The organism is Streptomyces sp. NPDC047880 (assembly GCF_040706515.1).
Classification (GTDB): domain Bacteria; phylum Actinomycetota; class Actinomycetes; order Streptomycetales; family Streptomycetaceae; genus Streptomyces.
On sequence record NZ_JBEZOK010000014.1, the window covers coordinates 194,867 to 205,020 of the forward strand.

The following is a 10,154-nucleotide window of genomic DNA, read 5'->3' on the forward strand; positions in this document are numbered from 1 at the left end:
ACGGCCTCGGGGGCGCTCATTACCCATGGGTTACCCAGCCACGGGCAGCGTCAGACTGCTCCTTGCCAGTACCCGGGCCAGTGATTCCACCACCTCCGGGGCGTACGTCCCGGAGGTGGCGAGCCGGAGTTCCTCCAGCGCCGTCAGCGGCCCGCCGGGCCCTCCTTCCCTGGACTTCTCCTCGTACGCGTTCACGGCCCGGACGATTCGCGCGGCGAGCGGCTGCTCGGGGTAGGGGTCGGCCTGCCGCTCCACGACCACGGCCACCGCCTCGTCGACGCCCGTCTGCCGTACCACGGCCCCGCCGAGCAGTGCGATGCGCCGCTGCTCCGCGGCGGGCAGGGCGGCGGTGGCGCCCGCGGGCACGGGGTCGACGAGGCTCAGCTGCCCGATGTCGTGCATCAGCGCGGCGTACTCCAGCACGGCGAGTTCGGTCCCGGTCAGCCCCAGGTCCCGCCCCACCGCCTTGCTGACCGCCGCGACCCGCCGGGCGTGGCCGCAGGGGGTGCAGCCGGCGACCTCGGTGGCCCGGGCGAGGGAGGCGATGGTCTGCCGGTAGGTCGACCGGACGGCGGCGTACCGGCGGAACGACAGCTGGGCGAGCAGCAGCGGCACGGAGAAGACGGGCAGCGCCCACAGGCCCACGACGGCGACCGCGAGGGCCATCACCGCCCCGGTGGCGATGACGGCGGACCCGATGCCGCACACGGCCCGCAGCTCCTCGCGCAGCACCGGCACGAAGGGCCACCCGGTGCGGGTGTGGGCGAGGGCGGCGGCGAGCACCGCGTCGCACAGCGCGGTCAGGGACAACAGCGCGAGCAGCAGCAGGGCGTAGGCGGGGCCGCCCCAGTCGTCGAACATGCCCCGGTTGTACGGGGGCTGGAAGCACACGGCGACGAATCCGACGGTGAGCACGCGGCGCGCGAGGTGGTCGAGGGTCGGCCCCTGCCCGCGTGCGACGTGCGGGACGCTGCCGAGCAGCGAGGCGGCCAGTACGACGGAGACGACCTGGGCGGGTCCGTGGTGGGTGGGGTGCCCGCCGGCCTCTCCGAGCAGGGCGTACGACAGGGCCGCCGCCGCGCCGAGCGGTGCCGGTTCCCTGACCCGGGCGCCGTTGCGCCGGGTGAGCTCGCCGACGGCGACGAGAACGCCGAAGGCGAGGGCGACCCGGCGCTCCTCGAGGCCGTGGGCGAGGGTGACGGCCAGGGATCCGGCGGCGAGGAGGGCGGCGCAGGCGTGGACGAGGGTGAGGAGCGACGGCCGGTACGCGCTCATCGGTGTGCTCCCGGGCGGCCGGCGAGGGGCGCTCCGGGCGACGGCACGCGCGGCGGTCGGGTCTCCTCGTCGTCGGCGGTCACCGCCGGGTGCCACCCCGTCCGTCCGACGGCCTCCACCAGCGCGGCGACCATCACCGGATCGAACTGGCTGCCCGCACACCGCTCCAGCTCCGCCAGGGCGACGGCGACGGGCCGTGCCCTGCTGTAACTGCGGGTGGAGGTCATGGCGTCGAAGGCGTCCGCGACCGCCACGACCCGTGCGGACTCGGGGATCTGACAGCCCACCAGGCCGTAGGGGTAGCCGCTGCCGTCGAGACGCTCGTGGTGGTGCAGCACGGCGGCCCGGGCCTCGCCGAGGAAGCCGATGCCGCGCACCATCTCGTGCCCGTACTCGGGGTGCAGTTCGATCACCCGCCGTTCCTCGGGCGTCAGCGGTCCGTCCTTCCTGAGCAGCCGGGTGGGCACGCCCAGCTTGCCGACGTCGTGCAGGATCCCGGCGAAGCGGAGCACCTCCACGCGCTCGTCGGCCATGCCCAGCTCGCGCGCGATCATCATCGAGGCCCGGCCGACGCGCTCGCTGTGCCCGCGGGTGTACCCGTCTTTGATGTCGACGGCCTGCACCAGGGCCCGGATGGTCGCCTGGTGGGCGGCACGTTCGCGGTGGTACTGGGCGAACGCCCACCACGAGACGCACATGGGCAGCAGGACGAGCAGCGCGGCGACGGGCCCGTAGGGACTGCGCCACAGGACGGCCATCATCAGTCCGGCGAGACCGTGCACGGCGATCGGCGCGAGCGAGCGCTCCACCAGGCCGCGCCAGGCCCGCCGTACCGGCACCCGTTCCGCCGTGGCGAGGATGCCGCCGTCGAGCAGCGCGAGCATCAGGCAGAACGCCAGCGCGGCCGCTCCGGCGGGTCCGAGCGCGTAGGGGACGTCGCCCGCGGCGACCGCGTCCTGCCCGCCGAGCAGTGAGTGTGCCTGCGCCGCCGCCCACACCGCGAGGACGAGCTGGGCGGTCCGCCAGAGTCGCCGCAGCGCCACGGGCCGTTGCGCGACGTGCGAGAGCAGTGCGCCGGGCACGGCCACCAGCGCGGCGGCGGGCGCCGGAAGGAGGAAGGCACCGGCGAGCAGCACGGGGTAGAACGTCCCGGCCGGGTGGGAGATCCCGGCCAACCGGGACCGGGCGACGCGCTCGCATCCCGCGTACAGCACGGCGAGCAGTGCGACCGCCCACCAGGGCGTGCGGACGCCCGGCTGCGGCAGCAGGCAGAGCAGTGCGGCCGTGGCGGCACAGGCGATGTAGACACGTGCCCGTGCCGGTACCGCTTCCATGAGCCCCTCCCCCGGCCATGTCCGTCAGGCCCGGAGCCTAGGGCGGCGGCAGGGGGTTCCGCGGGTGGATGACCCGCGGATTAGCACGTTCGAGTGACGTGTTCGAGGACGACTACCCGTGCAGAGGTGGGGTAGTTGAAAGATGCAGGAGTGTCAGGACTCCCGCGGCGTGGCGGGCGAGGCCGTGACGTCCTGCTCGGGGACGGCCTGGCCGGAGCGGATCAGCTCGATCCGCCCCATGACCTTGTCCCGCAGGTCGCCCGGCACGTCGTCGTGCCCGCAGCAGCGCTTGACGAGCTTCTTCACGGCCTGCTCCAGGCCGTACTTCTCGAGGCAGGGTGAGCACTCCTCGAAGTGGTGCTCGAACTTCACGCAGTCCGAGTCGGGCATCTCACGGTCGAGGAACTCGTAGAGATGATCGAGGATTTCGCTGCAATCCGTCTCGTGCGGCTCTCCGCAGCTCATGACCCCGAGCCTTTCGCTTCGTTCGACTCTCCGGCACCGGCCGGCACCATTCCGCGGTCACGGGCGTAGTCCTCCAGCATGCCGCGCAGCTGACGACGGCCCCGGTGCAGCCGGGACATCACCGTACCGATGGGTGTCCCCATGATGTCGGCGATCTCCTTGTAGGCAAACCCTTCGACGTCCGCGAGGTAGACGGCGATGCGGAACTCCTCGGGAATCGCCTGGAGCGCCTCCTTCACGTCCGAGTCGGGCAGGTGGTCGAGTGCCTGCGACTCCGCGGAGCGCAAGCCCGTCGACATGTGCGACTCGGCGCGGGCGAGCTGCCAGTCCTCGATCTCCTCGGCCGCGGAGCGCTGAGGTTCGCGCTGCTTCTTGCGGTACGAGTTGATGAAGGTGTTGGTGAGGATCCGGTACAGCCACGCCTTGAGGTTCGTGCCCTCACGGAACTGGTGGAAGGACGCGTACGCCTTGGCGTACGTCTCCTGCACCAGGTCCTCGGCGTCGGCCGGGTTGCGCGTCATGCGCAGCGCGGCCGAGTACATCTGGTCGAGGAACTCGAGCGCGTCCCGCTCGAAGCGCGCGCTGCGCTCCGCGGCCGTCTCCGCGCCCGTGCCGCCCTGGCCCTCGGGCTGCTCCGCCTGGCCGTTGTCGGTCCCTGCGTCGGTCCCAGTGACCGGACCCACCTCCTCGAGTGTTCTCGTGAGACCGAGACCGGTCTCACCCGAATCGGAGGATAGACGACGATCCGGTCCGCCCGCCGCCCGAATAGGGGCGGTCTTGGCCGCGTGCAGCACCGTCCAGTCCAGGCCGGCGCGGCTGCTGCGGGTCGGGCAGATGGTCGAACCCATGCGGCGGACTCCCTCTCCTACGACGTCGGTGCTGGTCTCCAGCACGTACGTCCCGCACAACAGTGACCGCCGCCCCGGCATTCCCGAAGCTTTACCCGAGTGACCCTGCCCACTCCACGACCGCGTCCGTGATGACCGCCACGGCCTCTTCCTGCGAGACATCCGCACGCTTCGGCACAGCGAACCCGTGATCCCCGTACGGGACCTCCACGAGGCGGTACTCCCCGGCGGGGAACTCCTCCGGCTTCCCGAACGGGTCGTTCCCGCCCTGCACGACCAGGGTGGGCACCCCGGAGCCCAGCAGTTCCCCGGCGCGGGATTTCTCCGGCTTGCCCGGCGGGTGGAGCGGGAAGCTGAGCGCGAGCACGGCGTGCGCTCCCAGCTCGACGGCGGTACGGCAGGCCACCCGGGCCCCGGCACTGCGCCCACCGGAGACGACCGGCAGCCCGGGCCCCGCCAGCGCGGGCCAGATGCCCCGCCAGCCGGTGTCCAGTGTCTTCGGCGCGGGCGCCAGTTTCTTCCCGGCCACCCGCCAGGGCTGCTCCACCCGGGCGACGGTCACGCCGTGGGCGGGCAGGACCTCGGCCAGGGCCGTCAGGTCGCGGGCCTCGATGCCGCCGCCCGCGCCGTGGCTGACGGCGAGGACCAGCCGGGCCTTCTTCGCCCCGTGCCAGGTGATACGGGCGGTTCCGGCGTCGGTCTCGACGGTCTCGGTGGTCACGCCGGCCGCCTTCGCCGCGTCGTCGCATTCATCATGCTCATCACGTTCGTCATGTCGGTCACGTCGGTCACGTCGGTCACGTCGGTCACGTCGGTCACGTCAGAAGAGTGTGCCCTCTTCAGGCCCCTCCAGCTCCTTCAGCAGCTCCGGCCCGTTGTTGCGGACGTTGCTGACGGCGGTGGCGACCGGATAGGCGCGCATCAGGCCGCCGGGCGGCGGGGCGAGCAGCTCGCGCAGCTCGTCGGTGTCCGTACGGGACGGGTCGAGCCAGGCGTCCCAGCGGTCGGGCATCAGCATCAGCGGCATCCGGGGGTGGATCTCGGCGAGTGCCCGCGGCCCGTCGGCCGGGGACACCGCCAGCGGGCTCTGCTCGGCCTCCGTGGTGATGACCGAGCACGTCACCCACCAGGCCTGCGGGTGGTCGTCCGGCAGCGTCTTGTCGCGCCAGAACTCGTACAACCCTGCCATCGCGAAGACCGACCCGTCCGCCGGCGTCACGAAGTACGGCTGCTTGCGCGGCCGCTTCTTCTTGCCCTCGACCTCCAGCTCGCGTTCCTGCGTGCCGGTGACCCACTCGTAGTAGCCGTCGGCGGGCAGGATGCAGCGCCGGGAGGAGAAGGCGCGACGGTAGGACGGCTTCTCGTGGACGGTCTCCGCGCGGGCGTTGATCATCCGGGCTCCGCCCTCGGGGGTCTTCGACCAGGACGGGACGAGCCCCCACTTCAGCGTGCGCAGCTGCCGAACCGGCCGCGGGTCGTCCGCGTCTTTCAGGGGGCGGTCCAGGACGGCGTAGACCTCTTTGGTGGGCGCCACGTTGTAGTCCGGCTCGAGGGTCTCCTCGGGCTCCCACTTCTCGATCTCAAAGATTCCTGCGAGATCCTCTGGCCTACGACTCGCTGAATACCGTCCGCACATACGTGCCACACTGCCAGATTCCATCCGACCGCAGGGAGCCAACGCCGCACATGGACAGCACCGCAACCGCCTCGCTCGCCTCCCTCTGGGACGAGGTCTCCGGCACGCAGCCCGACCCCGACCTGTGGGTGGTGATCGCGACCCTGGGCGCCGCGCTCGCCGTGGTGGTCCCGCACGGCCTGTGGCGCATCTCCCGCAACGCCATCACCATCGCCCACGAGGGCGGCCACGGGCTCGTGGCCCTGCTCACGGGCCGCACCCTGACGGGCATACGCCTGCACTCGGACACCAGCGGCCTGACCGTCAGCCGCGGCAAGCCGCACGGCATCGGCATGATCCTCACCGCGGCCGCCGGCTACACCGCCCCGCCCCTGCTGGGTCTCGGTGGCGCGGCGCTGCTCGGCGCCGGCCGCATCACGCTGCTGCTGTGGCTCGCGACGGCCCTGCTGCTCGCCATGCTCGTGATGATCCGCAACGCCTACGGCGCCCTGACCATGCTCGTCACCGGCGGCCTGTTCGTGCTGGTCTCCTGGCTGGCGGGTCCCCAGGTCCAGGCGGCGTTCGCGTACGCGGTGGTGTGGTTCCTGCTCATCGGCGGAGTCCGCCCGGCCTTCGAACTCCAGGCGAAGCGGGCCCGGGGCGGGGCCGGGGACTCGGACGCGGACCAGCTGTCACGGCTGACGCACGTACCGGCGGGGCTGTGGTTCTTCCTCTTCCACGCGGTGTCGCTGTGCTCGCTGATCGGCGGGGGCCGCTGGCTGCTGGAGATGTGACAACCGGCCCGGGGGCTCCGCGCCGCCACGCGGTACGGCTCCCCACGCGGGCGTGACCGGCCCCACGGCGCCGCACTCGGGGGACGCCCTGCTTATAAAGTAAAGGCATGGCCCCGAACACCACAGACACCGCCCTCTGGCCCGCCCCGCACGCGAGCGGAGCCGTCGACGCGACGGTCCACGTGCCCGGGTCCAAGTCGGTCACCAACCGTGCCCTGGTCCTCGCCTCCCTCGCCTCGGAGCCCGGCTGGCTGCGCCGCCCCCTGCGCTCCCGCGACACCCTGCTGATGGCCGGCGCGCTGCGGGCGATGGGCATCGAGATCGAGGAAGGCGTGGGCCCCGACGGCACGGGCGAGGCATGGCGGGTGCTCCCCACGGGGCTGCGCGGCCCGGCCACGGTCGACGTCGGCAACGCCGGGACGGTGATGCGGTTCCTGCCACCGGTGGCCGCGCTCGCCGACGGCCCCGTCCGCTTCGACGGCGACCCGCGGTCCTACGAGCGTCCCCTCGACGGCGTCATCGACGCGCTGCGCCAGCTCGGCGCCCGGATCGACGACGACGACCGCGGCGCCCTGCCGATGACCGTGCACGGCAGTGGTGCCCTGGACGGCGGCACGGTCGCCATCGACGCCTCCTCGTCGTCGCAGTTCGTCAGTGCGCTGCTGCTGTCCGGCCCGCGTTTCAACCAGGGTGTCGAGGTGCGCCACACCGGCGCGACGCTGCCCTCCATGCCGCACATCCGCATGACCGTCGACATGCTGCGCTCGGTCGGTGCCCAGGTGGACACGCCCGAGTCGGGCGGCGAGCCGAACGTCTGGCGGGTCTCGCCGGGTGCCCTGCTCGGCCGCGACCTGGTCATCGAGCCGGACCTGTCGAACGCCCAGCCCTTCCTGGCGGCGGCGCTGGTGACCGGCGGCAAGGTCGTCGTCCCCGACTGGCCGGCCCGCACGACGCAGCCCGGTGACCGGCTGCGCGAGATCTTCACCGAGATGGGCGGCTCCTGTGAACTGACCGAGTACGGGCTGGTGTTCACCGGCTCCGGCTCGATCCACGGCATCGACGTCGACCTGGGCGAGGTCGGTGAGCTGGCCCCGGGCATCGCGGCCGTCGCGGCCCTCGCGGACTCCCCGTCGACGCTGCGCGGCGTGGCCCATTTGCGGCTGCACGAGACGGACCGGCTGGCCGCGCTGACCAAGGAGATCAACGAACTCGGCGGCGACGTCACGGAGACCGCCGACGGTCTGCACATCCGCCCGCGCCGGCTGCACGGCGGGGTGTTCCACACCTACGACGACCACCGCATGGCCACGGCCGGCGCGATCATCGGGCTGGCGGTGGACGGCGTGCAGATCGAGAACGTGGCGACGACGGCCAAGACCCTGCCCGACTTCCCCGACCTGTGGACCGGGATGCTCGGGGCGTAGGACGCAGGGATCACGTCATGCGCCGCTACGGCAAGCACACCGACGAGGACGACATCCGCACCCGTCCGGGCCGCCGGAACACCCGGCCCCGGACGAACATCCGCCCCAAGCACGAGGACGCCGCCGAGGGCCTCGTCCTCACCGTCGACCGGGGCCGTCTGACCTGCCTCGTCGAGGACCGTGTGGTCATGGCGATGAAGGCCCGCGAGCTGGGCCGCAAGGCGGCGGTGGTCGGCGACCGCGTGGCCCTGGTGGGCGATCTCTCGGGCAAGAAGGACACGCTGGCGAGGATCGTGCGCATCGAGAAGCGGACCTCGGTCCTGCGGCGCACGGCGGACGACGACGATCCGTTCGAGCGGGTGGTCGTCGCCAACGCCGACCAACTGGCCGTCGTCACCGCCCTGGCCGACCCCGAGCCGCGCCCCCGGCTGATCGACCGCTGTCTGGTCGCTGCCTACGCCGGCGGTCTGGCTCCGCTGCTCGTGCTGACCAAGTCGGACCTCGCCCCGCCCGACAAGCTGCTGGAACTGTACGGCGCCCTCGACATCCCGTACGTGGTCACCAGTCGGGCGGAACTGGAGAGCGGCGTCGCCGTCGCCCGGGTGCGGGAGCAGCTCGACGGAAAGATCACGGCGTTCGTCGGCCACTCCGGTGTCGGCAAGACGACCCTGGTGAACGCGCTGGTGCCCGAGGAGCAGCGGCGTTCGACCGGGCATGTGAACGCGGTGACGGGCCGCGGCCGGCACACCACCACCTCGGCGCTGGCGCTGCCGCTGTCGGACAACGACGGCTGGGTCATCGACACGCCGGGCGTGCGGTCCTTCGGACTCCACCACGTGGACCCGTCCCAGGTCATCCACGCCTTCCCCGACCTCGAGCCGGGCACCGAGGGCTGCCCGCGCGCGTGCAGCCACGACGAGCCCGACTGCGCGCTGGACGCGTGGGTGGCCGAGGGGCACGCGGACCCGGCACGGCTGTACTCGCTGCGGCGGCTGCTGGCCACGCGCGAGCGCACGGAAGGCGACTGACCTCCGCGTTGTTTGTCCCGGCGTGCGGACGGTAAGTGCATAATCGCACCCAAGCCGGACGCGAGCCCGGCCAGGCCTGATGAGCACGCTGAGACTGATGAAGCGGTCACTGAACGTGGGATACGGGAGGACGACTCATGGCGTGGCTGCTGGTCATCGTGGCCGGGTTGCTCGAGACCGGCTTCGCGGTGTGTCTGAAGCTGTCGCACGGGTTCACCCGGCTCTGGCCCACGGTCGCCTTCTGCATCTTCGCCCTCGGCAGCTTCGGGCTGCTGACGCTCGCGCTGAGGAAACTCGACGTGGGCCCCGCCTACGCCGTGTGGACCGGCATCGGGGCGGCGGGGACGGCGATCTACGGCATGGTGTTCCTGGGTGACCTGGTGTCGACGCTGAAGATCGTGTCCATCAGCCTCGTCATCATCGGCGTGGTGGGGCTGCAGTTGTCGGGATCGGCACACTGACGTCCTGTCAGACGTCCTGCCGGTGAAGGACGCTGCGGACCAGGTCGGCGACTCCGCCGTCGCCGGGCGGCGCGGCCACGCACGACAGAGCGAGCCGGACGGCGAGTTCGCAGGAACGGGCGAGGTCGGCGGAGTCGGACCTGGGTGTGCCGGGTCCGGCCAGAAGGCTGACGGCGCGGTCGCGGACGAGGGCGACGAAATCACCGGGGGTGGGGAGCGGCCCGTCGGCGCGGCGCTGGGCCGGTACGGCCGAGGAGGACGGCACGGCGGTCAGGGCAGGGGCGGGCAGCCGCTCGCCCCAGCAGCCTGTGAGCATCGCCCGTACGAGGACGTTGTCCCGGGCGGCCGACGTGGTCCACTCGGCGGTGGCGGTGAGCCGGTCGCGCGGGTCGCTGTGCCCGGCGAGCGCCCGCTCCACCCCCGCGAGATACCCGTCGGCCTCTCTGCGCACAAGCGCCCGGGCGAGACCGTCCTTGCTGCCGAACTCGTTGTAGAGCGTCTGCCGGGACACTCCGGCCGCCGCGGCCACATCCACCATCCGGACGGCGGACCACGGCCGGCGCACCAGCGCCTTGTAGGCGGCGTCCAGTAGGGATTCCCGCGCTGCAGGCATCTTCGCCTCCCCTTGGGGCGAGCGGCTGTGCGCCCAGGTTTGACGCGCGTGGAACCACTGTCAAGGGTTCGCGAGCGCACCCGGGGGCGCGTTTCGGCCTTGTGGCGCGGGGTTTTGACGCGTGTGCCGGTCCTCCCCCACGCATGCGACGAGATGCCCCGTCGGACTGCTGGTGCCGCGGCAGGCAACGTTTGCCCGTGACGGAGCGGCGTCCGGTGCGTGCTCTCGGCGTGCCGGCCGGAAGCCCTCGTACGGGGCGTACTCGGGCTTTCGGCCGGTGCGGCGAGAGGGCGTGCC

General features: G+C 72.3%; 11 protein-coding genes. 4 read left to right on the top strand and 7 right to left on the bottom strand.

Annotated elements, in window-relative coordinates; all coding sequences use genetic code 11:
- Positions 1-30: 30 nt before the first annotated feature.
- From AB0937_RS22190 to AB0937_RS22215, 6 genes are all read right to left on the bottom strand, one after another.
- Positions 31-1,275, bottom strand: coding sequence for an HD domain-containing protein (locus AB0937_RS22190; RefSeq protein WP_366713911.1), 1,245 nt, complete (start codon positions 1,273-1,275; stop codon positions 31-33).
- Positions 1,272-2,609, bottom strand: a complete 1,338-nt coding sequence (locus AB0937_RS22195) for an HD-GYP domain-containing protein (RefSeq protein ID WP_366713912.1) — start codon at positions 2,607-2,609, stop codon at positions 1,272-1,274. Before AB0937_RS22195 ends, AB0937_RS22190 begins: the two co-directional genes overlap by 4 nt.
- Before the next feature lie 153 nt (positions 2,610-2,762).
- Positions 2,763-3,074 carry a mycothiol system anti-sigma-R factor gene (rsrA, locus tag AB0937_RS22200; RefSeq protein ID WP_234849268.1) on the bottom strand — a complete coding sequence of 104 codons (312 nt, stop codon included), beginning with the start codon at positions 3,072-3,074 and terminating at the stop codon, positions 2,763-2,765.
- On the bottom strand, positions 3,071-3,757 hold the full coding sequence (gene sigR, locus AB0937_RS22205) for an RNA polymerase sigma factor SigR (RefSeq protein WP_161365341.1): 687 nt from the start codon (positions 3,755-3,757) through the stop codon (positions 3,071-3,073). Before sigR ends, rsrA begins: the two co-directional genes overlap by 4 nt.
- Before the next feature lie 256 nt (positions 3,758-4,013).
- On the bottom strand, positions 4,014-4,643 hold the full coding sequence (locus AB0937_RS22210; RefSeq protein WP_366713913.1) for an alpha/beta family hydrolase: 630 nt from the start codon (positions 4,641-4,643) through the stop codon (positions 4,014-4,016).
- Positions 4,644-4,742: 99 nt separating this feature from the next.
- A complete protein-coding gene (locus AB0937_RS22215) occupies positions 4,743-5,558 on the bottom strand; it encodes an SOS response-associated peptidase (protein WP_366713914.1) in 816 nt (271 codons plus the stop codon).
- Between the two features lie 50 nt (positions 5,559-5,608).
- On the opposite strand from AB0937_RS22215, the gene AB0937_RS22220 reads away from it, so the two are divergent.
- The 4 genes from AB0937_RS22220 (at position 5,609) to AB0937_RS22235 (ending at position 9,244) form a co-directional block, all read left to right on the top strand.
- A complete protein-coding gene (locus tag AB0937_RS22220; protein ID WP_366713915.1) occupies positions 5,609-6,331 on the top strand; it encodes a M50 family metallopeptidase in 723 nt (240 codons plus the stop codon).
- 107 nt (positions 6,332-6,438) lie between these two features.
- A complete protein-coding gene (gene aroA, locus AB0937_RS22225) occupies positions 6,439-7,755 on the top strand; it encodes a 3-phosphoshikimate 1-carboxyvinyltransferase (protein WP_366713916.1) in 1,317 nt (438 codons plus the stop codon).
- A gap of 17 nt (positions 7,756-7,772) precedes the next feature.
- On the top strand, positions 7,773-8,783 hold the full coding sequence (gene rsgA, locus AB0937_RS22230; RefSeq protein ID WP_366713917.1) for a ribosome small subunit-dependent GTPase A: 1,011 nt from the start codon (positions 7,773-7,775) through the stop codon (positions 8,781-8,783).
- Positions 8,784-8,920: 137 nt separating this feature from the next.
- On the top strand, positions 8,921-9,244 hold the full coding sequence (locus tag AB0937_RS22235) for a multidrug efflux SMR transporter (RefSeq protein WP_030851564.1): 324 nt from the start codon (positions 8,921-8,923) through the stop codon (positions 9,242-9,244).
- A gap of 7 nt (positions 9,245-9,251) precedes the next feature.
- Here the strand turns inward: AB0937_RS22235 and AB0937_RS22240 are convergent, their stop codons facing one another.
- Positions 9,252-9,857 (bottom strand): TetR/AcrR family transcriptional regulator, encoded by a 606-nt coding sequence (locus AB0937_RS22240; RefSeq protein ID WP_366713918.1) that lies wholly within the window; start codon positions 9,855-9,857, stop codon positions 9,252-9,254.
- Positions 9,858-10,154 lie beyond the last annotated feature (297 nt).

Excerpts from the sequence above, each read along its gene's own strand:
- AB0937_RS22190 (WP_366713911.1), bottom strand. The coding sequence starts at position 1,275 with ATGAGCGCGTACCGGCCGTCGCTCCTCACCCTCGTCCACGCCTGCGCC.
- AB0937_RS22195 (WP_366713912.1), bottom strand. The coding sequence starts at position 2,609 with ATGGAAGCGGTACCGGCACGGGCACGTGTCTACATCGCCTGTGCCGCC.
- rsrA (WP_234849268.1), bottom strand. The coding sequence starts at position 3,074 with ATGAGCTGCGGAGAGCCGCACGAGACGGATTGCAGCGAAATCCTCGAT.
- AB0937_RS22215 (WP_366713914.1), bottom strand. The coding sequence starts at position 5,558 with ATGTGCGGACGGTATTCAGCGAGTCGTAGGCCAGAGGATCTCGCAGGA.
- AB0937_RS22220 (WP_366713915.1), top strand. The coding sequence starts at position 5,609 with ATGGACAGCACCGCAACCGCCTCGCTCGCCTCCCTCTGGGACGAGGTC.
- aroA (WP_366713916.1), top strand. The coding sequence starts at position 6,439 with ATGGCCCCGAACACCACAGACACCGCCCTCTGGCCCGCCCCGCACGCG.
- rsgA (WP_366713917.1), top strand. The coding sequence starts at position 7,773 with ATGCGCCGCTACGGCAAGCACACCGACGAGGACGACATCCGCACCCGT.
- AB0937_RS22235 (WP_030851564.1), top strand. The coding sequence starts at position 8,921 with ATGGCGTGGCTGCTGGTCATCGTGGCCGGGTTGCTCGAGACCGGCTTC.
- AB0937_RS22240 (WP_366713918.1), bottom strand. The coding sequence starts at position 9,857 with ATGCCTGCAGCGCGGGAATCCCTACTGGACGCCGCCTACAAGGCGCTG.